Source organism: Legionella bononiensis (assembly GCF_016786215.1).
Lineage (GTDB): Bacteria > Pseudomonadota > Gammaproteobacteria > Legionellales > Legionellaceae > Legionella > Legionella bononiensis.
Genome location: NZ_JADOBG010000022.1, coordinates 26,764 through 52,262, shown reverse-complemented (window position 1 = coordinate 52,262; position 25,499 = coordinate 26,764). Strand labels below are relative to the sequence as shown.

The following is a 25,499-nucleotide window of genomic DNA, read 5'->3' as shown; positions in this document are numbered from 1 at the left end:
AATGGGGTAATATAAATTGACCCTTTTTATCAGGAAAATTGAATGCGTATTGCCTTAGTGGTCGAATACGATGGAAGCCAATATCATGGTTGGCAAGCACAGACAGGCTTGCATACTGTTCAACAGTCCGTTGAGCATGCTTTGTCAAAGGTTGCAGATAGTACTATCTCTGTTGTTTGCGCAGGTAGAACAGATACCGGTGTTCATGCGACAAATCAGGTTATCCATTTTGATTGTGAAAAGGAGCGTACTATACGTGCCTGGATTCATGGCGCGAACTCTTTTTTGCCTAAAGACATCTGTGTTAAATGGGGAAAGGAGATGAAAGACACTTTTCATGCTCGTTACTCCGCTACCAGCAGGAGATATCGTTATGTAATTTATAATGGTCCGATACGTCCGGCTTTATTACGTAGCAATGTCACTTGGCAATACAGGCAACTGGATCACCGGCTTATGCATGAAGGGGCGCAAAAATTATTAGGTGAGAATGATTATACTTCTTTTCGTTCTGTAGAATGTCAATCTAAAACACCGATGCGAAATATACACCAGATACAAGTGAGCCGATCAGGTGAGTTAGTCATAATTGATATTACTGCAAATGCTTTTTTACACCATATGGTGCGCAATATAGCAGGTGTATTGATTTCAGTAGGCTCTAATAAACATCCTGTGTCTTGGGTTGAAGAGGTTTTACATGCCAGAGATCGAAAATTGGGAGCTGAAACTGCCCCTTCTTATGGTTTATATCTGGTTCAGGTAGCTTATCCTTCAGAATTTGGCGTTTTACAAAATAATCCGGGCCCCTTATTTCTTTGGGAGAAATAATTGAATCAAACTCGTATACGAGTCAAAATGTGTGGGATGACACGTAATGAGGATATAGCTCATGCCATCAGCTTGGGAGTTGATGCTATTGGATTGATTTTTTATCCCAAGAGTTCACGATACGTCAGTATTGAGCAGGCCGGGATCCTATTAAAAAATCTCCCGCCTTTTATCGATGCAGTTGCCGTGTTGGTTAATCCGGACAAGAGCACTGTTCATCAGATACTTGATGAACTGCCAGTTACATTATTGCAGTTTCATGGTGATGAGTCTCCTGAGTTTTGTCAGGAGTTTAAAGTCCCATACATAAAAGCAGCACACCCGAAATCATCCAGTCACATACTCCACGTCGCAGATGAATTTCATAGTGCTCGCGCTGTACTTTTAGACACTGCTACACAAAGTTGTAGAGGCGGTACGGGGTTAACTTTTAACTGGAATATTATTCCTGATAATCTAACAAAACCTTATATTTTGGCAGGTGGGCTTAATGAATTGAATATTATGGATGCTATTAAGCTACATAGGCCTTATGCAGTAGATGTATGTAGCGGAATTGAGGCATCGCCTGGGGTAAAAGATTATCAAAAAATGAGTCGGTTTATGAAGGCATTATGGGGCAAAGAATGAGTACTAAAGAACTTCCTGATAAACAAGGGCATTTTGGTCCTTATGGCGGTATATTTGTAGCTGACACGTTGATGTTTGCACTGAAACAGTTGGACGAGGCTTATACCAAATTCCGTAATGATCCGGAGTTTTTAGCTGAATTGCATTCTGAATTAAGAGATTATGTTGGGCGTCCCAATCCTCTCTACCATGCCGATCGTTTAAGTAAAATGGTAGGCGGCGCGCAGATTTATCTTAAAAGAGAAGATCTGAATCATACTGGCGCTCATAAAATAAATAATACAGTAGGGCAGGCCTTGCTTGCCAAACGTATGGGAAAAACCCGAATTATTGCGGAAACAGGAGCGGGACAACACGGCGTAGCATCAGCAACCGTAGCTGCAAAGCTTGGATTTGAATGTGTTGTTTATATGGGGTCGGAAGATATTAAACGGCAATCCAGTAATGTTTATCGTATGAAACTATTGGGCGCCGAAGTCGTTCCTGTGACCTCTGGATCAAAAACCCTTAAAGATGCATTAAATGAGGCAATGAGAGATTGGGTAAGTCATGTTGATGATACTTTTTATATCATTGGAACTGTAGCAGGGCCTCATCCTTATCCTCAAATGGTTAGAGATTTTCAGACCGTAATTGGTGTGGAAGCTCGAGAACAATGTCTTGAAAAAACAGGGCAATTACCCGATGCACTCGTTGCCTGTGTCGGAGGGGGGTCTAATGCAATAGGATTATTTTATCCTTTTTTAAATGATGGGTCTGTGGCCATTTATGGTGTTGAGGCTGGTGGAAAAGGTTTGGAAACGGGAGAACATTCGGCTTCTTTAATTGAAGGAAAACCAGGTGTATTACACGGTAATAGAACTTATTTGCTTTGTGATGATTATGGGCAAATTAAAGATACTCATTCTGTCTCGGCAGGTCTTGATTATCCAGGGGTTGGTCCTGAGCATGCCTATTTAAAAGATACCGGACGGGTTAAATACGTTGCAATTAATGATGATGAAGCTCTGGAAGCATTTCGGACTTTAACGCGCATTGAAGGGATAATACCGGCACTGGAATCCAGTCATGCCCTTGCTTATGCAATGAAATTAGCGAAAACCATGACTAAAAGCCAACGTATCATAGTCAATTTATCAGGACGTGGTGATAAAGACATGCATACAGTGGCATCTATTGATGGAATTACAGTTTAATGGAACTTAAAATCTCGTTCTGAGTAATAGACTGGATTTGTGAATACAATTTACAGCTTGTATTTTACTCCTGGTCTTGTTGAACCCATGAGGGTTGGGACGGCTGATTTTGGATTGAAGTTTGTTTGATACTAATTTAGGTACTATATGAACCGAATTGATAAAACTCTGGCGAATATGAAAGCCAACGGCAGAACAATGTTGAGTCCCTACCTTACAGCAGGGGATCCTCATCCTGATAGTACAGTTGAGCTGATGCATGCATTGGTAGATGCAGGGGCAGATATTTTAGAAATTGGCATACCTTTTTCTGACCCTATGGCTGAAGGACCTGTGATTCAGCATGCAATGGAACGTGCTCTGGCTCAATCAGTACATTGTAGCGATGTTCTTGAGATGGTTAAGGTATTTCGACAAAGCGATAAGGATACTCCAGTCATTATTATGGGGTATTTAAATCCTATAGAACAGTACGGTTATGATTTGTTTGCACAACATGCTGTAGAGGCCGGAGTAGATGGTACTATTCTGGTTGATTTACCTCCTGAAGAAGGTGAGGGTATCTCCAGAGTTTGGGAAAAACATGGTTTATACAGTATTTTTCTATGTTCTCCCACTACTTCAGCAGAACGAATGGAATTGATAAATCAATATGCTAAAGGTTATCTGTATTATGTTTCTTTAAAAGGTGTAACGGGTTCCGATACACTGGAAATGTCTTCCTTAAAAGCAGAGTATCAAAAACGTAAAGCGCAAACCGGCCTCCCTTTAATGGTAGGCTTTGGGATAAAAACTCCTGAAATGGCTGCAGAGGTTTCAGGTTTTGCTGACGGCGTTATTGTAGGGGCTGCGCTAATCACTACGATTCTGGAAGCATATGAATCAAATAAAAACGCAGCACAGGCTGGAGCAACTTTAATCAGCTCCATGCGTCAGGCAATAGATAATAATGGAAAAAAAGTATGACAGAATTAACAGATAAAAGGGCTCATTTTATAAGACAATTGATTACCGATGACCTGGCGAGTGGCAAGCATCAATCAGTGGTGACTCGATTTCCTCCTGAGCCTAACGGCTATTTGCATGTTGGACATGCCAAATCGATTTGTTTGAATTTTGGTTTGGCCGAAGAATTCAAAGGTAAATGTTTCCTGCGTTTTGATGATACAAATCCTATTAAAGAAGAAGAGGAATACGTCAATGCAATCATTGATGATGTCCGGTGGTTAGGGTTTGAATGGTGTGACATGACCCATTCTTCTGATTATTATCATGAACTTTACGATTTGGCTGTTTATTTAATTAAAAAAGATATGGCTTATGTTGACAGTCTGAGTATGGAAGAAATTCGTGCTTATAGAGGTACCTTGCAGGAACCTGGACGAGAAAGTCCCTACAGAAACCGGCCAATTGAAGAAAGTCTCGATTTGTTTACCCGAATGAAGGCTGGAGAATTCGAAGACGGTACCCATGTTCTAAGAGCCAAGATTGATATGAAATCTGGAAATGTGAATATGCGTGATCCCGTTCTCTATCGTATCCGACATGCTTCTCATCAACGAACTGGTGATGAATGGTGTATTTACCCCATGTATGATTACGCACATCCAATATCCGATGCTCTGGAACAAATCACTCATTCACTGTGTACTTTAGAGTTTCAGGATCATCGTCCTTTATATGACTGGTTGGTTGATAATTTACCCTTACCAGCTCGACCCGTTCAGACTGAGTTTGCGCGTTTAAATTTATCGCATACAGTGACTTCCAAGCGTAAATTACGTGAACTGGTAGAAAAAAATATAGTCTCTGGCTGGGATGATCCACGGTTACCTACCTTGAGAGGGATGCGTAAACGAGGTTATCCACCTGCAGCAATACGTCAATTTTGCGAGATTATAGGTATTTCACGTAGTGATTCAGTCATTGATATGTCTGTATTGGAAGAGTGTGTGCGCGCAGAATTTAATAAAACTGCGAAGCGTGCGTTATGTGTTATGGATCCGATTAAAATTGTGATTGAAAATTATCCTGAAGATAAAGTGGAACTCATTAAATCCAATTTTTATCCGCAGGATCCTGATTCAGAAAGCAGAGATTTACCTTTTTCAAGGGAAGTTTATATTGAGCGTTCTGATTTCATGGAAGAACCTCCTAAAAAATATTTTCGTCTGTCTCCTGGAGCTGAAGTCCGTTTGCGCCATGCCTATGTGATTAAGTGCGAGAAGATAATACGAGATGATCAGGGAGAAATTATAGAATTACGTTGTACCTATGATCCGAATACTTTGGGTAAGAATCCTGAAGATCGTAAAGTTAAAGGAGTAATTCATTGGGTATCCTGTGCGCATGCTTATCCGGTGACCATTTATCAATACGATAGGTTGTTTCATGATGCTAATCCTGCACGGGAAGACGATTTTCTTCAGTTTTTAAATCATGATTCATTACAAACACAGCAAGCATTTTGTGAGCCCGGACTCGCAAATCAATCTGAAGGCGAAGTGTTTCAATTTGAGCGATTAGGTTATTATTGCGTAAATAAAGTGGTTGATGGACAGGTCCAGGCGTTTCATCGTGTGGTTGATTTAAAAGACACTTGGGGCAAAGTGAGCTAGGGGGCAGAGATGTTGCATTTATATAATTCCTTAACCAGAACAAAAGAAGCATTTGTTCCGTTAAAACCCGGTAAAATTGGAATGTATGTCTGTGGAAACACTGTATATGATCATTGCCATCTAGGCCATGCTCGATCTATGGTCTCTTTTGATGTCATCGTCCGTTATTTGCGCTCACAGGGTTTTGATGTGACGTATGTCCGAAACATTACAGATATCGATGATAAAATTATAATTCGGGCAAATGAACGTGGTATATCCATTAAAGAATTAACGGATCACTATATTGACGCCATGTACGAAGACACTCGGTCTTTAAATATATTGCCTCCTGATATAGAACCCAGAGCAACAGGTCACGTTGATACCATTATTCGATTAATTGAACGTTTGCTGGATAAAGGTAATGCCTATGTGAGTGATAATGGGGATGTGTGTTACCAGGTGGAGTCTTTTCCCGAGTACGGTAAATTATCTCATAAAGATATTGAGGGCCTGGTATCGGGTTCTCGTGTTGAAATTGTTAAAGAAAAACGTTCTCCACTGGATTTCGTTTTATGGAAAAAAGCAAAACCTAATGAACCAAGCTGGCCATCACCCTGGGGGGATGGACGTCCAGGCTGGCATATTGAATGTTCCGCTATGGCCATGCATGAGTTAGGTGAGCAATTTGATATTCATGGTGGTGGTTTGGATTTACAGTTTCCTCATCATGAAAATGAGATTGCGCAAAGCGAGGCAGCATCAGGTAAGCCATTCGCAAATTATTGGCTTCATGTAGGAATGTTGCAGGTTAATGATGAGAAAATGGCCAAATCAACCGGTAATTTTTTCACTATCGCCGATGTATTGAAGGATCATCATCCTGAAGTCATTCGCTATTTTCTATTGAGCAGTCATTATCGCAGTCCCTTAAATTATTCTGAAGAAAATCTGTTAAATGCGAAAAAAGCGTTAACCCGTATGTATCAAGCCATAAAAGAATCATCGTCTACAGGAGTTGGTGAAGAGTTGGATAATCATTGGGTTGAGCAATTTACACAAGCCATGAATGATGATTTCAATACACCTATTGCTTTGTCGGTATTATTTCAGCTGAGTCGTGAAGTCAATAAAAATGCGTCGCCTGTACTTGTTGCAACTTTGAAACATTTGGCTGGAATATTGGGATTCTTACAGGAAGAACCTTCTGCATTTTTGCAGTCCGGTCTTGCGTCAGATGATAGAGAAGTTATTGAACAGCTGATTTCTGAACGATTGCAGGCCCGAGCCGAACGTAACTGGGCAAGAGCAGATCAGATCCGGGCTGAATTATTAACTCAGGGTATCGAATTGGAAGACGGGGAAAAAGGAACTACCTGGCGGAGAATTTCAGATTAATATCTGAGTGCATGACAAACAGGTAATTCTCTGTTGTTGTAAATTTTAATTCCATAATAAGTAGGTCGGGTCTCGACCCGACTGATTAACTTTGCTTTCATTTGGATCTTATTCTGGGTCTCGACTCATAGCCGTCAGGCGAAGGAGAAAATCAAAAGTAGCCCGGATGAAGCATAGCGAAATCCGGGAAGCCTATGCGGAGCATAGTACCTTTTTAATCGGTGCCCGCTTCGCGGGACTTTCTGGATTACGCGTTTTGCACTTCATCCGGTCTACTATTAATACAGAAATTCCTTAGCCTGACGTCTATGGGGCGCGTCCCAACTTACTTGCTACTTGTTAAGTTAGGATTGTCCTTGAAGAGGTTATCTGACAGAACTTAATCAGGCAGGCGTGTGCTATAATAAACACATTGGTTTGTTATGGAGCACATCATGTCTCATGAAAAAATTCATTCATTGATTCAAGGTGCTGATTCATCTGGGCAGAGACGCCCTGAAAAGCGATTTAAAGCAGAGATTATTCATCAAACATTGGATTTAAAAAAAGTATTGGATGGTCTTCATGATGAAATTTATGCCATTAATATTACAAAAGCGGTACAAAAATATCCCTATCTTCCAGAGAGTAATCCTGATCATTGGAACTATCAAGATCGTAGCGCTGCCCAAGCAATTTATCCTTTAGGTATGATGATTGTTAAATTAGATGAACTTGCAAATCGTCTTGACACTATAGTCAAGGAGAGAGCCGCATTACTTGTATCGACCAAGAATCGACGTGAACTAATTCGTACTGGAAACCTGAAGCAATGGATTAACCATCAACTTCCAAAGGAATCGCTTGATGCATTATCACTCTTGTTGTCTAGCAAATATAAGGAAATTGGAAGCACACTTAAAGCGATTAAAAGCCAGGAAGAGGGATATGGTGGATGGATGCATAGTTCTCCTATAGTTGATGGTAAAATTGTTCCAATTGATGGACTTGGCGTGTATTCCTCATTTCCAAATCCCATTATACGAGCACATACGGTAAGCTCCAAACTGGAAAAATCGGCAATGCAAAAGGAGTATTCAGGCGAAGCTCTTCCTCGGTCTCTTAAGGATAATCGTCAAAAGGCACTGCAGCGTTTTTCCGTATTTGCACAAAAAGCAGAAGAACTAATCGCTCAGGATCCTTATCATCGATGCGAGGATTATCTTAAAGGAACTAGATAATCTCTACGAATTGTTAATCTCGTGATAAATAGCATCGTTGCTTTCATATTGAGTCTCGTCCCATATCTGTAAGGTAAAGGAAATTTTGTACTAAAACCTCTGATTGGGTGCGAAGCGCATAATCCGGAATGTCCCACGAAGCGGCTCCGATTAAAAAGGTACTATGCTGCGCATAGGCTTTCCGGATTTCGCTGTGCTTCATCCAGGCTACTTTTGATTTGACGGCTATGAGTCATGCTAAGCAATGTCTGTATTTAAAGTAGCCTGGATGAAGTGCGAAGCGCGTAATCCGGGAGGTTCCGCGAAGCGGCTCCGATTAAAAAGGTACTATGCTGCGCATAGGCTTCCCGGATTTCGCTGTGCTTCATCCAGGCTACTTTTGATTTGACGGCTATGAGTCATGCTAAGCAATGTCTGTATTTAAAGTAGCCTGGATGAAGTGCGAAGCACGTAATCCGGGAGGTTCCGCGAAGCGGCTCCGATTAAAGAAGTCGTTGATTGTTTGAGGATTATTAATTTCTTTCCAGATAGGGTTGGAGGGGAAGTATAAAACAATCCTCAGTTATAAGCTCAATACAACAATTAACCACCGTTTCATCGTACCGAATTCCTGCTCCCTGTTTTAACTCATCTAATGTTTCAAGGACGCTGTTCTTGGGTCTGTAAGGGCGATGAGAACTCATTGCTTCAAATACATCCGCTACTGTCACAATTTTGGTAGTAAACGGGATTTCTTTGTCTGTCAATTTATCTGGATATCCGCTTCCATCGAGACGCTCGTGATGATGCAGAATGATGTCAGAAATGGTTTGATTAAATGGAACCGATTGAGCAATTTTATACCCGGCCTCGGGATGTATTTTAATGAAATCAAATTCGATTGAAGTCAACTTGGCAGGAGAGATGAGTATTTCGGTTGGAACACGAATTTTACCTATATCATGAATCAAGGCACCCAAATAGACATTATGTATCTCATGTGCAGTTAATCCTAACTTTGTTGCCATCGCCTCTGCTAATTTGGCTACTCTGAATTGATGTCCTGCTGTATAGGGATCACGTTGTTCAGTAATCAATGCAATCGCTTCAACGGTTTTATCTAAAATATTGGCCAGCTGTATATTTGCATTATTTAAAGAAGCCGTCTGTGATTCAACCAATTTTGTAAGGTGATGTCTATGCATCATCAATTCATTATTGCTGATTTCAAGAAGATTCTTTTGATAATTATTGTCTAAAATAATTGATACAGAAACCGCAAAACTATTAAGTACTGGATCATAGATGTGGAATTGTTTAAAATTTTTTGCCTTAATGGCAATAAAGCCAAAAAAAATATCAGCCGTTTTAACCGGGTATACTAAAATATTTTTTTTCTCCAGAGATTGGCATATCTGAAAAAAAAACTCACGGGTGAATGTCCCTGCTTTTAGAGTAAATTGGCCTATAAATCGTGAGTTAAATAGAACGTCCATTTTCTTCGCTGGATCAATGAGAAAAATCTCATCTTGATCAACACCGGGTATGTTATTAATTACTCGTTCAAGAAAACTCATGATTCCCTCTATTGTATTAAAAGCAAAGAGTGCACTATGAGCAGCGTATAAACGCATTATCAGGGCTTCATCTGTACTATTAGACGAGGAATGCATGTTTAGGCTCTATTATGATATTCTTTTAAAAATTCCTCTGGTCTAATATAAGCGGGATTTTCCACAATTTGTCCGTGAACTACCATTAATGGGTGTACTTGCAAAATATCAAAAAGTAATCCACCATCAAATTTGGTTGCGTCATATTGACATAAAGCAGCAATAGGGTGGGTTTTCAGTATTGTATTAATCAATGCTTCGTATTCAATCAGTCTTTCGGAACCGGGTATATTTCTAAGAGACCAGGTCATTTCACCAGATAGACGTGCACCAGAAAATCCCTCGGCAATTGATTGCTCATGATATCTGCGCAGATTTTCGAGCATCACTTCGGGAACAAATATATTATGTGGGCAGTAAGTAGAAGAAGCGGGTGAAATGGTGATTTGTTTTCCTTCCGGTACCTCAACGCCTAGTTCTGCTAACCAGCTTTTTACTTCTTCAGGTTTCATTGTATCAACAAAATATCCAATTTTTTCATCATTGAGTAAACCGGATTCGATGTATTTGGAAATCACACCACGACGCTCAGTCTCATCACGATAAAGCATACACATATGAGCCCCTCCTGCAAAGCGCCTATGAGAAAAACCCAATGAGATATCTTGATGTGTACCGCTCATGGCTGTCTCCAGTTCCAGGTGTATCAGATTTACCTGTAATTTTTAAATTTTAGTTCATGAGATCAGCTAATTCCACCTGCATGCATATAAGCTTAATCTCTAATCTGTTTAAAAAGATCTGAATAAGTAAACAATTGACCTTAACATCAGGAGAAATTAATTTAAATTAACTCTATTTGTGCTTATGCATTTAAAAAAGTATGATTTATGTTCTATGGATTAGTATCGGGTCATTGAACATGGTAGATATTGCTGATTTAGGAACTCTTGATGAAACAACAAGAATTGCTTTAACTCAACTCTTGAAACACGATCGAACAACTCAAGTTTGGGGTGTTGGGGTACACGCAGATTTAAATCTTAATTTTAGGATAATCAAACATTTTAGCTCTGGAAAAGAGCGAAATGGGATTGCATGCTTAAGACTCCGTTATGAAGTAGTTGATAATGAAGTCTTTGGTGCGGGAAGTTTCGGAACATTTTACCGTTGTCGATATACTCTATCTATTAATGAAAACGGAGAACTGCATGTAAAAGAGCGGAAACCAAACAGAGTTCGATTGGTAAAAGTGCAGGATATTGTTCATCAAGGTGAATCTCATTTGAATCAGATTATTACGGAAGCAACTGCTATGGCGCAGAGTGATATCTTCCATTGCAAACCCTTGGTTGTAGATCAGGATAAAACTTATATTATTATGAAAGAGTTACCCGGTGTGCAACTATACAGTCTGATTATGGATAATCGATTGACCATCCAGCAACGTTATGATTTGACGGTAGAACTGGTCAAAGCCCTAAAAGTACAAATACATGATAAAGGATGGATTCATCGAGATCTTAAGCCTGAAAACATTTTGGTGTATCAAAATGGGGACGGGTTTGCAGTGTATATCATTGATTTTGGTTTTATATCGAAAATTAATGATAAGCCAATGGATTGCAGAGGTTCACCACCTTATGCTGCACCGGAGTGTTATAGTGAAACGCGAGTAAAAAATGAAGAGACAGATATTTATGCTCTTGGTATGATTTTGATGTTCTTATGGAGTGAAATACCCGTTAAGCCCCAATGTTATGATCAATTGATGGGCATTTTTGAAAAAATGTACCGTTACAATAGGGCTTTAAGACCTGGTATACCTGAAATTATAGAGTCGATTAATGCATTGGCAAATCTATTAGAGCCTGTTGTAAAGGAAGCCGCTTCAAATACACTTCATGTATATTATGCTGAACCCGATCCTTTAGCTGCTTATTTAGGCTTTTAAAGCGGCCTTGTATCGACTGTTGTTATGAACAGTCAATACTGACAGGAGGATTGACGTTGGAACTACTGTTTCTATGTGAAAGAGCTAAATGGTAACGTACTATTCAGCTCTTTTTGGACATAAAGCATTTTGAGGATCGTTGACTACAAATGCCAGTTAATGTCCTGATTTAATACCGCTGCTTTTGCCTGATTGGAAATATCGGGGTTTTGTTTGGGGTATTCAGTTATTCCAGTAGGGAAGCCTGTAGTTAATCCTGGTATCTCAATTTTAGAACTATCCCAGTTTTTATTTTGCATTTCTCCAGCCATCCAGAATCCTACGGTATTAGAGAGCATTTCTCGTGGATCAAGCAGAGAGTATTTCAGACGAACCATAAAATCGGTTATATCCGATGCTTTGCTGTAATTATAATCTCCAGGTATCGCTGGTCGTCCCGGCATGTAAATAGTCTCCAATTGCGTAAAAACGGATTGAGCAATTTTACTTCGATTATAAATACTTCCCCAAACTGCTTCAGTATAATATTGGTATGAAGCTACAGGTAGGGGATCCTCTCCAGTATCATCTTTGATTTGGGCATATGGAGCAATGAGGATTCTATCAGCAGGAATTTGATTATTGGATAGTGCATTGACAAAGGGAACCATCCAGTTAGTTCCCGTTGTGAGACCGGATGAAACATTTGATCCCGCCACATTGCGAACAATAACCATAGCGTGTGGCCAGTCCAGATGTAAATTAACCAAACCATCATGAACTTCAGTCATACTTTGTATGGCGGTTAACATAAAAGTCGCAATCATGACGGAATTATAGGGAATGGGGTAGTCCTTATTACCATTTAAAAAATTCTGTTGTAGCGAGTTCAAATCAAATGGGGCTCCATTTTGCACCGAAACGATGTAATTTCCTGACATAGACATAGCATAATCTATCATGGCCTGGATTTGTTGTTTATGAGGTTGCCAGGATTTAATATTGGCTTTATCCAGCCAGTTGTCAGTAGTCTGTGCATTTAAGGTTCTGACCTGTTTGATATCCTCTAAAAGTCCCGCCATAGCAGGCTTCCAGGAAGGATCGCCATTTTCTTTTATTTTGGCGAGGTAGGAGAGAGCCGGACCAATGTGAGATACAGCCGTCATTTCAAAAAAGCCAGAAGACCTGTTAGTACGTAATAATTTGGAATACAGTAGTTTTCTATTTTGATCGTATATATAGATGGAAGAATCCAGAAACATCACCAAGGGACCATTATAAGGTGTATTTTGATTCTTTGCTTTTTCAGACTGAATTAAATAGTCTCCAATAGTCAGTTTATTTTTGGGAAAATCAACTTCGCCAGAGCCTGTAAAATCAAAATATAGATTCATGAATTGAATCGGGGTAGTATAAGTTGTAGTTTCAGCAGCGAAATTAATTGGGGTAACTAATGATAAACAAAAGAATATTAAGATAAGTGCTGGGTTATTATTTTTCATTTAAGTCCATTTATGATGTATTGATTTTTAAAGTATCGCGAAATTAAGATGATTGGGTCAATATAATTTATATTGTTAAACTGTAAAGATTTATTAAGAACAGGATTAGGGAAGATATATGTATTCAGTAAGAAAATTGGCTTATTTCTTCATGCTCAGCTTCTCGATCCCCGGATTATCGGAACAATTATTAAATCCAGTACAGTATTTTAATACTACTGGTGCCAGAGAACTTACACCCTTTAACCTTCATGGCGAGTATTACATTGCTGCTGCGCAGCTGGCGCAAGATATACCCGGCACACCATCAACACTTGATAGTGGAAATGCAGATGTTGATGTCATCATTTATAAAAAGCAAGGCGAACAATTTAGTGAATATCAACGCATACCCAGTCACGGTAATGCGGGCGTTACTTTTTTTAGTATGGGGGAAGATTCATACATTTCAGTTGCCAGTTTGAATTCAGGACCTAAACCGCCTTTGAATCATTTAACTTATTCAATGTTGTATCGTTGGGATGGGCATTATTTCTATCCAGTCCAGCAGTTTTTAACTTATGGGGCCAGACAGTCCTATTATTTTGCTATAGGTAAACGTCATTTTCTGGCATTTGCCAACAGTAGTGTTCATGCGGATGATAAGTCAACCGCGAACAAAACGCCTTCAATAATCTATGAGTGGGATGGGAAGCAGTTTCGTCCATTTCAAACGATTCCTTCAGTACGAGGCGAATCCTTTAAATTTTTTAACATAGACAAAATCCCATATCTTGCTTTTGCTGACCATGTCAATGGTGCCGTTTTATATCGTTGGGATGGATCACAATTTATAACTCATCAGCAGTTCAAGGGAACTGGAGCTCGTGCTTTTGAGTTTTTTAGTATAAAAGACAAGCATTATCTTGCTTATGCCAATATAAAAACTGATTCATTGATTTATCAGTGGAATGGGAAACAATTTATTCGATTCCAGGACTTACAAGGGCCAGGAGGCCGTAATTTTGCCTATTTTGTCTTAAATGATCATCATTACCTCATGAGAGTAAATTATAGAATAGCTCGGGGTCTAAAATATAACACTGATGTGCAGTCCCAATTATATGAATGGAACGATGGGACATTCAGCATAAAACAGACTATTCCTACTTATGGTGGAGTCAGTGCACATGTCTTTACTATGGATGATTTATTGTATATGACTCTGGCTAATGGTTTTAATTCTGATGGTCAATTTAAAGTTAATTCCGTTCTCTATGAAGTAACTCATGGTAGAAGCATTGAGTTTGGTTAGTCAGATTGAGGTGCGAAAAAAATATTTTAATCAAATGAATCAAGTGGATCGATTGTTCAGGGCAAAATGAATTTTGTTCCTGTATTCTATAAAACATCCTGTGCAGTAATGGCCCATCGGACAAATAATTCAAATGGACCAATCCAGTGTTCTGTTTATCTTGGCTCGTTTCTCTTTAATTGAGTACGAGGTAATAACTCTTCACTCTCATCACTATCTGGGCGTTTGAAGAATCGGAACAGATTGGGCATTGAAGGCAGCGACGGGAGAGTCGGCAGCATCAATTTACATAGTGAAACTGTTTCTGACTGAAGAGGTTGCGGTAATTGTTCCAGCGACAGCGATTGAGGATGTTCCATAACGTATTTATTGCTGTCACTCAGATATTTACAAACTAGCGTACTATATACCCCTTGTCCATTTTCATAGACGAGAAGAGTCAAATCTGCCAAATGCGCATCGACCAGTCCATCACAATTTCTACCGTATTTCGTAGCCAGATATTGTTCTCCATACGCACTCAATGAAGCCCAGTGCAAATTATTATAGGAGTCTCTTATCTCGCGATAATCTTCAGGGCAGGGATCGACAAAATTCTGGACTTGAGAATTGGATTCAACTAATTCAGCCAGAGTCGCGTGCCCAAGAGTCAGATCTCCAACGTGGTTTACATGAATCTGGTAGGGAGTATCTTTGCCATAAAGATCTCCTGGGCGAATATCCCAGCCAAGGTATCGAAGTGCGGGTCTCACTGCAGGTTTCAATGGTTTTTGCCAGGCAGTTTGGTTTAGTACATTTTGTACCGCTGCCTGAAATGTTGAAAAGGTGTTGTTCATTATACACCGTATTTCAACTCCTGCTTGCTGTTTAAATTGATCGCTTACTTTTTTGGCAATAGCTGCGCCGAAGGAATCTCCTTGAAAAAGTATGTCGTCAATAGATATTCCTTTTCTAAGCAGGTCATTGGTCACTGCAATTCCAGTATTAACCAAATCATTCACTTCCAGAACTTCTCCACCCAGATATCTCATTCCGGGATACTCAAAAGCATAATAACTGGCTTCTGTTGTGCGCACCGCTTCAGTGATATCTCCAAAACAATTTTGGTATAAAGAAGCAATCCCAGTGAAATACAGGATGTGTTTGCCCGCGCCACTGTTTATTGACATGAAATCGCTGTGTTGGTTATGGAAGGAGATCACTTCAGTTCGACACGCCGTTTGGTTTGCCAGAGTGACTTCTAATTCATGACGTTCAATAGCAATCCCCTGGAATGTTTCATAATATGGGGAGTCTTCCTGATGCAGTGATTGTTCAAAGAGTATGAATCGCTCAGCCAAGGTTGAGACAGAAGACCCATAACCTTTACTTATATACCAGTCCTCTCGATCTGCTGGAAACGTACTTGCAGCAATTTGTCTTTGTAACCAGATTTGCAAATAGGAGTTAGCCATGGTGTACTCTCTTAAATATTGAAGCAATATTGTGCGCCTTGATCTCAATGTTGTCAATATTGTCGATTGTGCAATGTGTCGTAATATATCTCATTTTGTTCCTTCAGATCTTAATGTATTGTTTTGGGGTGGACTGCTTTATAGATTTAGCAGCCCTGTTCTATAAATAATAAAGAATAAAACTACTTACACCATTATCAGTATAAAGTGAAATAATGCGACAGGAACATTTTTTAATGAAAAAAATTAAATTAATTGTAAATTAAATCAAGAACTTGTTTAATTTTGACTGGTAACACGAAGGATTTCTGCCAGTGACGTATCACCACAGAGAACACGTTTAAAACCATCATCTCGAATACTTGGAGTTGTGGGTCTTAGATAACTTTCCAATGTTTGCATGTTTTCATGGCGATGAATCATCCCTCTCAAAGTTTCATCAATGGTTATTAACTCATAAATACCTGTTCTGCCTCTATATCCCAGGTTATTGCATAAATCACATCCCTTAGGTTCATAAACCTGAGAAACATCTGCATCTGGAGCAAGGCCCATCAATTCTTTCTCATCATCGCGTAATTGATGAGGTGTTTTACAGTGAGAGCAGAGCTTTCTTACAAGTCGTTGAGCAATCAAGCCGACGATACTGGAGGACATTAAAAATGACTCGACGCCCATATCCCTAAGACGGGTCAATGCTCCCAAAGCACTGTTGGTATGCAAAGTTGATAATACCAGATGCCCAGTCAGGCTTGCCTGAACAGCAATTTCTGCTGTTTCCAGATCCCGAATTTCCCCAATCATTACAACATCGGGATCTTGTCGTAGTATTGCTCTTAAACCTTTAGCAAAAGTCATTTGTACTTTAGTATTTACCTGAGTCTGTCCGATGCCAGCCAAATCATATTCTATTGGATCTTCAATTGTAAGAATATTTCGAGTGACCTGATTCAGTTCAGTAAGCATGGCGTATAAAGAAGTTGTTTTACCCGAACCGGTTGGGCCAGTAACTAAAATGATGCCGTGTGGTTCAGCAATCATTTTTCTCATAGCGAGCAGTGTTGATTTGGGCATTCCTAACAAGTTTAAATCCAACTGTGCGGCTTGTTTGTCCAGTATTCTCAGAACCACTCGTTCACCATGGTTTGAGGGGAGGGTGGAAACCCTGACATCGATGTTGTGACCTCCAATTCGAAGGGAAATACGGCCATCTTGGGGAATACGCTTTTCAGCAATATCCAGTTTTGCCATAACTTTTACCCGTGAAATAACCAAAGGTGCAATAGCACGTTGTATTTCCAGAACTTCTTGCAGCACACCATCAATTCGATTACGTACGAGGACTCTATCTTCATAAGTTTCGATGTGGATATCGGATGCTTTTTGTTTAATAGCCTGGGTAAACAAAGCGTTAAGCAAACGGATAATTGGGGCATCATCCTGGTTTTCTAACAAGTCCTCACTCACTGGCAGCTGACTGGCCAGCATGGAGAGATCCATATCATCTTCCATCCCTTCTGCAGCATCCAGTATGGATGATTTGGATTGGTATATATGAGCCAGATGCTGTTGAAAAGCAGATTCATCTATTGGTTTTAAATCCAGCTCACATTGGAGTATTCGTTTTACTTCAACCAGAGCCTGTAACGACGTAGTGGGCAAGTGATATACTATTGCAGCTCCATTTTTAATTTCGCCTACAACCACACCGTTGTTTTTAGCAAAACTATAGGGAAGATTTAGTGATTTTTCGTCTTTGTCCATAGTTTACTTGGTCATTTGTGATAAATTTTTAGGCGGACCACTAAAGGGTACGGGCAAACTTCCTTGCGTTAACGGGGGTAATAAAGTCTGGTTATTGACTTGTTCATATTCTTCCTGCGAACGTATCCAGTCTAATTGGTATTGGCGTACATCATTATATTTTGCACCTGTTACTTCTAAATTATCTCGTTCATTACGAAGTATAATTGGTTTGATAAAGACCATCAGAACTCGTTTGTCTCTATTTCGGATGTTGTGTTGAAATAGTTTACCTAATCCCGGTATGTCGCCAAGGATGGGGATGCGGTTATTGTCATTTCCTAAACTGTCTTGAGTTAAACCGCCTAATACAACAATATCACCACTTTCAACGTGTACGGAGGTCACAATGCTGCTGATTTTGAATGTAGGGTTAAGCGTACTTTCTGTAGTACTGGCAGGATCTAAGGTGTCATTACCCTGGTCAATTTGCATCTGAATTCCCTGACCACGCGTTATTTGTGGTCTTACATAGAGGTGTAATGCCACATTTACCCGATCAAAGGTAGTGAATGGAGTGCCTCCGTTAGTAGATCCTCCTGCGTTACTCGGTTGTGTGGTTGATGCTACGGATACCTGCTTACCTACGAGTATTTTCGCTTGACGGTTATCCAATACAACTACAGAGGGAGTTGATAAAATATTTGCTTTTTGTTCTCGAGCCAAAGCGTAAATTTGAGCTTGAAAATCGTCAGTTCGTGTTTTGCTGTTAATAATTGCAAAGCCAGGCCTGAATTTTTTAGGATCTCCTGTTTGCAAATCAGAACCCCATTCGATACCTAAATTATTCACATCATTTTGATCGACTTCTGCAACCAAAGCCTCAATCAATAACTGGGCAGGTTTGATATCCAGCTGGGAAATTACATTCTTTAATATGCGAATAATAGAAGAAGGGGCATTTATAATTATGGAGTTGGTATTGGGTTCTCCGATAATTTGTACTGTTGGTTTGGTAGAACCTTCATTTTGGGTATTTGCAGAAGTGGTATTGCCAGTTGCCTGGGATGAGTTCAGTCCGGGTTGAGCTGACATGGGTTGTGATGAATTTTGACCATCTGCTCCACTAAGGCTCACCAGGTTTGACGCTGGGTTGGTGCTGTCCAAAGCAGGGCGGGTAATGGTGCCAATAGTAGTGCCTACATTGCCGCTAAAATTAGCCTGGGCAATCCCTGCGAGTATGGGGACTAAATCCTCAGCTCTCAGGTAATTCAGATAAACAACCTGAGTATTGGAGTTAATTCCTTCTGAGCTTTCTCTATCCAATTTCAATATTAACATTCGCAATCTGATTCTATCGGTTTTATTACCGCTAACTAAAATTGAGTTAGATCGGTCATCAGCAGCAACGGTAATTTGGGTTCTGCTGCCTATACTGGGTTGTGTTTTAACCAGATCTTTCAGTGTATTGGCAACATCCATAGCAAGAGCATGTCTTAAAGGCACCATATCGATGCCGTTTGAAGAGGAGCTGTCCACTTGTTTGATAATATCCGTTAGACTTTTAATGTTATTTGCTCTTCCGGAAAGGATAAGCATGTTTGAGGGAGCGTAAGCGGAAACACTGCTCCATTGGGGCATCAGGGGACGTAATACAGGGACAAGTTGTTCCGCTGGCACATAATGAACTGGAACAACAGAGACCATCATGTCATCCCCTCTGGGAGTGGTTCTCATATCATTCAGCAGATCTGGCGATTGGGTTTTGGCATCAATATTCGGGATGATTTTAATTATTTCTCCGTTAGGGATGGCTGCATATCCTGAAACCTGCAGCACTGAGAGAAATACTTGGTACAATTCACGATTTGATAGTGGTGATGATGAGATAATCGATATCTTTCCTTGCACTCTGGGATCAATTACAAAGTTTTTACCTGTAACACGTGATACTTCGGCTATGACTGCACGTATATCCGCATTTCTTAAATTCCATAATTTACTGGATGGAGGTAGTGTTTGTGATTTCTCTTGATTTTTGGGCACCTGACTTACTTCAAGTGATGAGTTTTGTTTTGAGTTCGCACTATTCTGTTGATTGTCAGGTTTTTGAGACAACGTGTTTTTGAGTTCTCTGGCAGTCTGGTAATCATCTATTGGACCAATTTGAACAAGGTACAGATGTTTATCGGCAAGGTTTTTGATCTCGACTTTTTGTTCTGTCAGCTTTGAAAGTTCTTGTTGCCGCAGTTCCGCATCTTTCTTTAAATTAAATGCACCAGCCTGTAGATAAAAAACGGTCGATCCATTCTTAGTGATGGTCGAAATATTAACGTCATTAGCATGAATCAAAGAAGACCACATCAAGGCTAAAAGTAAAATTACTAAAGAGCGCATTTAAAAACCGTAAAGTCATGGATATTAACATAATAACTAAATTTGATTGCTTACAATAGCTTTTTTGATAACTAACTTAAGGAATTTTAAAAAGGAGGGAAATGGTGGCTATAGGTGGACTCGAACCACCGACCTCAGCATTATGAGTGCCGCGCTCTAACCGGCTGAGCTACATAGCCACAAGAGGCGTGATTTTGTCTTTTTCATGAGGTGATGTCAAGTCTGTTAGTCTATTTTTTTATATTTTTTTTGATTTTGACAGGAATTGCCTTGCTACCCGATTTATCGTGTCTTTTAACATTCAGCTGTGTAACCCAAATGAGAAAAATCACGTAGAAGAATAGTGCTCTATTGACTTCAAAACTAACTTGAAGCGTTAAATGGCTCTTTGAGAATCACTTAAGGTTTATTTAATACTGGTAGGTTATAATCAAGTCAGTAATTCTTGTGTTGATGGAAGAGTTTATGCCTAAAGTCGCGGTCACTTTTAGCCCTATTGTGGGTGGAAGCAGTGTTGTTTCGCTAAAAAAAGCATTTAAACATGTTGGTTCTACTGTTGTGGATGCTGATTACAGAAAGATGTTGGAAGAAATCCCTGAAGAGAAATTTCAAGAGCTGTATAAAGATCCTCAAGGTCGACAACTTCTTTTTGCACATGCTAAAGCCAGGGCAGCTGAACTACTCGAAGACGTGGATTGTTTGGCGTTATCCGGCAACAACGCAATGATTGATCCTGAATTATTTAATAAAGAGCGGGAAGAAGGGCAACCATATGATTTTTCTCGAACCGTAGCAGAACTCGCTTTAGTCCATGTTGCCATTGAAAAAGGGATGCCTATATTGGGTGTATGCGGAGGACATCAGGTTATTGCAGTTTATGGCGGTGGGGAAATTGCAGATTTGAATTCAACGCAGTTAGATAAGCAATGTTATATGAATTATGATGCGATCAGAATCAATAAAGACACCATGGCAGCGCAGATATTTGGTGGGAAAAATCTCTCTGAAGACGTTAAAGCAACACATTATGAAGGTAATTTTTTTGGTGCGCATAGCCAAATTATATCCAAATTACCTAAAGGATTTATCGAGTCGGGTATTGCGAGTGATAATCAATCAAACGAATTAACAGAAAACATAAACGGAGTGCCAATAATAACAACTCAATTTCATCCTGAAATAGGCGCAAAAGGTTTGCCTGAGTCAAAATTTGTATATAGAAGAACACGTCATGATATAGAAACCAATTTGAGAATGTTCGAGTTTATGCATGGGGCGGCATTAGCGTACAATCAGAAGAAGAAAGGAATATTGGCTGAATTACGGCAGTTTACACCGGTAAATGACGATGAGCACATAAAGCCTTCAGAAGTAAAAGCTCAAATGGAAGAGTTACTAAAGCAAAAGCAAGGTACTGATTACGATCCAGTTTCTAAAAAAAATCAAAAATCATTGTTTCATTGGAGTGCACCGTTAGGGCTTGCTTTGTTAGGCAGCGCGGTTATAGCAACCGTATTATTGATTATATTTCCCCCGGCAGGATTGGCTGCAGCAGTAGGGCTTGGCTCGGCCATTGTATTAGGCGCGGCTGTAGGTGCCGTAGCGCTGACCGCTGCAGATTGGGTAGAAAAAACAACTAATAACATCATTGATTCAATTTCTGCTTTGGTTGCCTCTGGATTTAGAGCGGTAATTTCGATGGGTATCACGAAATTGTTAGTCTCTCAATTAAAACAAAAAGAACAACAGAATGCCAATGCAGATGTTGATGCGGCTGAGCAAAATAAAACGGAGTCTTCATCACAACATGGCAGTTCCGCATCACGTTTACTTTCATCTGCACCGGATGCACCTATGAGGGAAATTCAAACTCCAGCTGATATATTACGTGATACCCCCGCAAAATTATGGACCGATACGAATGCTGATGTGAATAAAATTTCACAAGTAGTCGAAGAGAGCGAAGTCAGCAAAAGTGAACTTGATGATGAGCAAACATTAGAACACCGAATCGAGCCACGATCGTCAATATCCTGATACTGAATCATTTTTTGTTTGAAGGTAAATGAGTGGATCGTAGCCTGTATTAGGCGTAGCCGTAATACAGGATTGATTAGGTATGAACCTGTTTGATAAGACATCTGAATAGTTCATAATTCATCAAGGTGTGTTCACTATTCCGATTTCAATGTACCGCGACTTAATCCTGAACGCTCTTCACTATTACCTCAATTGATTATATCAACCCATTGAACGATGCTCTTCTTCATCAAAGCTATCAATAAGTCAGACTTTGACCCCATCGATTTGATATAACCCGAATGTTCAGGAAGCAATTGAATCACCGCAAGCAATTAAGGAAGCACATAGTGTAAGTGGTCATGACTTAATTGAAGTACCGTAAGATATTGTAGAAAACAGGGTCGATTTTATTGGGCAATTAATAGTGTAAAATGCATTAAATACTAAAATTATTCTGTTTAGCCAATCTTTTTATAAAATTCCAAGAAAATGCAAGCCCTAGTGTGAAACCCTCAAGATAATGCATTTTAAATCATACCTTTATTCAAATTACTCTGAAGAGTTGAATTCAAATACTCTTCAGAATATGATGCAAGATTATGAAAATAATGGAATTTATTAAACAACAAGAGGGTAAGACTCTTGAATTTAATACGATTTATCTTCACCTTGAACTGTTTGGAAAAAAAGAAAGCGTATAGTGCTCGTTGTATCATCGATAAGGACAGGATCATATGATGCCAACATTAAAAGTCGGAGTTATGAATTTTCATTTTACCAACTACAATTTTGGCGCAGTTATGGTTCCTTATGCCCTATCTACTCTATTAAAAAATCTTGGGTACCAACCCGAGATTATTAATTATATTCCTAAAGGATTTCGAACTAGTTTAATTAATTGCCCTTTTGAGGATTTTAGAAATAAATACCTCATAAGAACTTCTCTTTGTAAAAACGAGAAAGATTTAAGAGAGTTGAATAAGCATTTTGACCTATTTATTGCAGGTAGTGATCAAGTTTGGCGGTGGCATGATAATTATAAATATATGTTTAATTGGGTTTCCGGAAATAAAACATTAGTCTCTTACGCAGCTAGTTTTGCTAATAGCTACTATGAGTGTACTGGCGTTGAACAAAAGAAAATACAAGCACTATTATCACGATTTGACGCAATTTCGGTTAGAGAAAATGCAGGGGTTGATATTTGCAAAGACTTATTTAACGTTGATGCAGAGCATGTTTTAGATCCAACCTTATTATTGGATGCAGAAGATTACGAACTAATTATTGAAGCAGAATTGTTTGAGGCAACAAATAGAAATATAAAGTATATTGCTTACATGTTACTTGATAGTGAACAAGATAAGGCAATACGTCAAAATGAAATATTGGCCTTTCTTAAATCTAAATATATCTTTATCAACGTGTTAATCGATAAATTTGGACAATATAATTCAATTTCAAAGTGGTTGGATTATATAAAAAATTGCGATTATTTAATCACCGATTCATTTCATGGTTGTGTTTTTGCGATTATTTTTAAAAAACAATTTGTTTGTGTTCAGAGAGAAGTAGGAGGTAATCACCGAATAGAAAGTTTATTTAACGTTTTAGGAATTGACCATAATCGTTTTTACAATAATGTAAATGATATCTCTCAACACTCTTTTTCAACTCCCATTGATTATAAAAAGGTATATCAAAATCTAGAGAAAGAACGCAATAAATCAAAAGAATTTCTAATTCATAGTCTTTCTTTAAAGCCAACAAGAAAGCTCTACTGTTTAGGTGAGGAACTGTCTGCTTATTTCTTGAAATTCATACCCTTTAAAATAGTAAAGAAGCGAAACAAAACCTATGTTCGATTATTTGGCAAGTTACCATTGATAAAAATAATGGATGAGATAACTACTATTAAAATTTACTTATTTAACTTCATCCCTATTTGTAAAATATCATCATGAATATCATCTTGCTGCCGGCTTCGTTTTTGCAGCTGTGATGAATACATACCTAATGGTGCTGTCTCTTCGTCATATCACTGCTTGTTCCTCGAGGATGTTTTGCGGGATCCAGCGTTTTAGCATTTATCTCCTGAATTCCACGCAACAATCTGCGCGACGTCAGAGAGTAGAGCTGGACTGGTTCATTAAAGATGTGTGGAAGATTCAGAACGGTATTCAGGATGATGTGAAGGTTATCTAGTTTGCACATGAACTATCAGGGATAAAATGAGAATTTTGTAAGGATTAAATGTGCAGACATCAAGTAAAGAATCTTTGATGTCTGCGCAATGAATATCAGGGACTATATTATTAACAGGAATAAAGCTCCAGGGCCACGTAATACCTGAACTAATAATTGCTGTTTTTTATCTTGAGCAATGGATTGTAATGTTTTTACATCTTTAACAGGGGTTTTATTGGCAGAGATAATGATATCCCCAGGACGTAAACCTGCGCGCCATCCCGCACTGCTTTCTGATGCACCTACTACCTGTACTCCAACAACATTACCGTGAGGTGGTGATTCCTGTTCGAAATTACGGAGAGCCAGTCCATAAAGGAATGGATTGTTGGACTGCAGTTTCTGTTCATGTTTTTTGATATCAGTCACTTCAGCGTTCAAAGTAAGCGGTTTGTTATCACGTACAATCATGATTTTTGCGGTTGAGCCGACCCTTAATAAACTGATGGTTGTTTTAACCTGGGTAGCTTGAGTAATTTTAGTATCATTGATTTGAACAATGATGTCACCTGCTTTTAATCCGGCATTTTCGGCAGGGGAATTTTCATTGACCTGTGATACCAGAGCACCTTGAAAATCTTCAGGATAACCCATGGATTGAGCTAATTCAGGTGTTAAGTGTTGTACAAAGATGCCCATCAATCCTCTATGGATAGAGCCAAATTTAATAATTTGTTGGGTAACATCCTTGACCATGTTAATAGGAATGGCAAATCCAATTCCGATATTACCGCCGTAAGGAGAAATAATGGCTGTATTGATCCCTATTAACTCTCCTTTAGTGTTAACCAAAGCACCGCCGGAATTTCCAGGATTAATGGCTGCATCGGTCTGAATAAAGTTTTCTACACCTTCAATATTCAGATCACTGCGTTTCAAGGCACTGACAATACCAAAAGTAGCAGATTGGCTGTTACCAAAACTGTTTAATCCAAAAGGGTTGCCGATTGCAACTACGAAATCACCAACTTGCAAATTATCAGAATCGCCAATGACTAACGATTTCAAATTTTTTGCTTCAATTTTTAAAACGGCCAGATCGGTTTCACTATCTCCACCAATCAAGCGAGCTTTCAATCTTCTGCCATCCTGCAGGGTGACAGTAATCAAATTTGCATTACGGATTACATGGTCATTGGTCACAATGATGCCTGATTTGGGATCAATGATTACTCCAGAACCGATGCTTTCAAATTTACGGCCTTTGTCCGGTACTCGTGACTGACGTCTGTTTTCTGGAACTACTTCTTCATCTCCCCCAGACCCTGAACTCGATGCGTCATTGGGTAAATATCCTTGAACCGCTACATTAACAATTGCTGGCATAATATTTTTTAATACTGGTGCCAAATTAGGCATAGCAGTCTCATCGGCTTTTACAGCTAACGAGACTGTTAACAAGAGTAAGGTGCTTACTAATAATTTTATGTGTTTTATCAT

19 protein-coding genes and 1 tRNA gene are annotated in these 25,499 nt (G+C 39.2%); 12 read left to right on the top strand and 8 right to left on the bottom strand.

Annotation, left to right across the window (positions count from 1 at the left end; all coding sequences use genetic code 11):
• Positions 1-42: 42 nt before the first annotated feature.
• The 8 genes from truA to IZU94_RS13940 all read left to right on the top strand — a co-directional run bounded on the left by truA (position 43) and on the right by IZU94_RS13940 (position 7,875).
• On the top strand, positions 43-831 hold the full coding sequence (truA, locus tag IZU94_RS13970; RefSeq protein WP_203111817.1) for a tRNA pseudouridine(38-40) synthase TruA: 789 nt from the start codon (positions 43-45) through the stop codon (positions 829-831).
• Positions 832-1,461, top strand: a complete 630-nt coding sequence (locus IZU94_RS13965; protein WP_203111814.1) for a phosphoribosylanthranilate isomerase — start codon at positions 832-834, stop codon at positions 1,459-1,461. It begins immediately after the preceding gene.
• Positions 1,458-2,657 carry a tryptophan synthase subunit beta gene (gene trpB, locus IZU94_RS13960; protein ID WP_203111811.1) on the top strand — a complete coding sequence of 400 codons (1,200 nt, stop codon included), beginning with the start codon at positions 1,458-1,460 and terminating at the stop codon, positions 2,655-2,657. The genes IZU94_RS13965 and trpB overlap by 4 nt, the downstream gene beginning before the upstream one ends.
• Before the next feature lie 147 nt (positions 2,658-2,804).
• Positions 2,805-3,623 carry a tryptophan synthase subunit alpha gene (gene trpA, locus IZU94_RS13955; protein ID WP_203111808.1) on the top strand — a complete coding sequence of 273 codons (819 nt, stop codon included), beginning with the start codon at positions 2,805-2,807 and terminating at the stop codon, positions 3,621-3,623.
• Entirely contained in the window at positions 3,620-5,275 is a 1,656-nt protein-coding gene (locus IZU94_RS13950; protein ID WP_203111805.1) for a glutamine--tRNA ligase/YqeY domain fusion protein, read from the top strand. Before trpA ends, IZU94_RS13950 begins: the two co-directional genes overlap by 4 nt.
• Positions 5,276-5,284: 9 nt before the next feature.
• Complete coding sequence (cysS, locus tag IZU94_RS13945) at positions 5,285-6,655, top strand: cysteine--tRNA ligase (protein ID WP_203111795.1); 1,371 nt, start codon at positions 5,285-5,287, stop codon at positions 6,653-6,655.
• Positions 6,656-6,821: 166 nt separating this feature from the next.
• Positions 6,822-6,953 carry a hypothetical protein gene (locus IZU94_RS18345; protein WP_255541662.1) on the top strand — a complete coding sequence of 44 codons (132 nt, stop codon included), beginning with the start codon at positions 6,822-6,824 and terminating at the stop codon, positions 6,951-6,953.
• A gap of 136 nt (positions 6,954-7,089) precedes the next feature.
• Positions 7,090-7,875 (top strand): hypothetical protein, encoded by a 786-nt coding sequence (locus tag IZU94_RS13940; RefSeq protein ID WP_203111793.1) that lies wholly within the window; start codon positions 7,090-7,092, stop codon positions 7,873-7,875.
• A gap of 512 nt (positions 7,876-8,387) precedes the next feature.
• On the opposite strand, the gene IZU94_RS13935 is transcribed toward IZU94_RS13940, so the two are convergent.
• Together IZU94_RS13935 and IZU94_RS13930 are read right to left on the bottom strand one after the other, a co-directional pair.
• Positions 8,388-9,527, bottom strand: coding sequence for an HD-GYP domain-containing protein (locus IZU94_RS13935; RefSeq protein WP_203111790.1), 1,140 nt, complete (start codon positions 9,525-9,527; stop codon positions 8,388-8,390).
• Positions 9,528-9,529: 2 nt separating this feature from the next.
• A complete protein-coding gene (locus IZU94_RS13930) occupies positions 9,530-10,150 on the bottom strand; it encodes an MEDS domain-containing protein (protein WP_203111787.1) in 621 nt (206 codons plus the stop codon).
• Positions 10,151-10,389: 239 nt separating this feature from the next.
• Between IZU94_RS13930 and IZU94_RS13925 the strand changes: the two genes are divergently transcribed.
• Positions 10,390-11,421 carry a protein kinase family protein gene (locus IZU94_RS13925; RefSeq protein WP_203111784.1) on the top strand — a complete coding sequence of 344 codons (1,032 nt, stop codon included), beginning with the start codon at positions 10,390-10,392 and terminating at the stop codon, positions 11,419-11,421.
• A 143-nt stretch (positions 11,422-11,564) separates the two neighbouring features.
• On the opposite strand, the gene IZU94_RS13920 is transcribed toward IZU94_RS13925, so the two are convergent.
• Positions 11,565-12,902 (bottom strand): DUF5624 domain-containing protein, encoded by a 1,338-nt coding sequence (locus IZU94_RS13920; protein ID WP_203111781.1) that lies wholly within the window; start codon positions 12,900-12,902, stop codon positions 11,565-11,567.
• Between the two features lie 118 nt (positions 12,903-13,020).
• Here IZU94_RS13920 and IZU94_RS13915 point away from each other — a divergent pair, with 118 nt between their 5' ends.
• Entirely contained in the window at positions 13,021-14,196 is a 1,176-nt protein-coding gene (locus IZU94_RS13915) for a hypothetical protein (RefSeq protein WP_238400446.1), read from the top strand.
• 155 nt (positions 14,197-14,351) lie between these two features.
• Here IZU94_RS13915 and sdbB read toward each other — a convergent pair whose 3' ends face one another.
• From sdbB to IZU94_RS13895, 4 genes are all read right to left on the bottom strand, one after another.
• Complete coding sequence (gene sdbB, locus IZU94_RS13910) at positions 14,352-15,650, bottom strand: Dot/Icm T4SS effector alpha/beta hydrolase (RefSeq protein WP_203111778.1); 1,299 nt, start codon at positions 15,648-15,650, stop codon at positions 14,352-14,354.
• A gap of 279 nt (positions 15,651-15,929) precedes the next feature.
• Positions 15,930-17,414 (bottom strand): type II secretion system ATPase GspE, encoded by a 1,485-nt coding sequence (lspE, locus tag IZU94_RS13905; protein WP_203111775.1) that lies wholly within the window; start codon positions 17,412-17,414, stop codon positions 15,930-15,932.
• 3 nt (positions 17,415-17,417) lie between these two features.
• Entirely contained in the window at positions 17,418-19,790 is a 2,373-nt protein-coding gene (lspD, locus tag IZU94_RS13900) for a type II secretion system protein D (RefSeq protein ID WP_203111769.1), read from the bottom strand.
• A 102-nt stretch (positions 19,791-19,892) separates the two neighbouring features.
• Positions 19,893-19,969 (bottom strand) — tRNA-Met (locus tag IZU94_RS13895).
• A gap of 286 nt (positions 19,970-20,255) precedes the next feature.
• Between IZU94_RS13895 and IZU94_RS18375 the strand changes: the two genes are divergently transcribed.
• Complete coding sequence (locus IZU94_RS18375; RefSeq protein ID WP_304601748.1) at positions 20,256-21,827, top strand: gamma-glutamyl-gamma-aminobutyrate hydrolase family protein; 1,572 nt, start codon at positions 20,256-20,258, stop codon at positions 21,825-21,827.
• Between the two features lie 719 nt (positions 21,828-22,546).
• Positions 22,547-23,776: a polysaccharide pyruvyl transferase family protein gene (locus IZU94_RS13885; protein ID WP_203111758.1), complete on the top strand. Its 1,230-nt coding sequence runs from the start codon at positions 22,547-22,549 to the stop codon at positions 23,774-23,776.
• 343 nt (positions 23,777-24,119) lie between these two features.
• Here the strand turns inward: IZU94_RS13885 and IZU94_RS13880 are convergent, their stop codons facing one another.
• Positions 24,120-25,499, bottom strand: coding sequence for a Do family serine endopeptidase (locus IZU94_RS13880; RefSeq protein WP_203111755.1), 1,380 nt, complete (start codon positions 25,497-25,499; stop codon positions 24,120-24,122).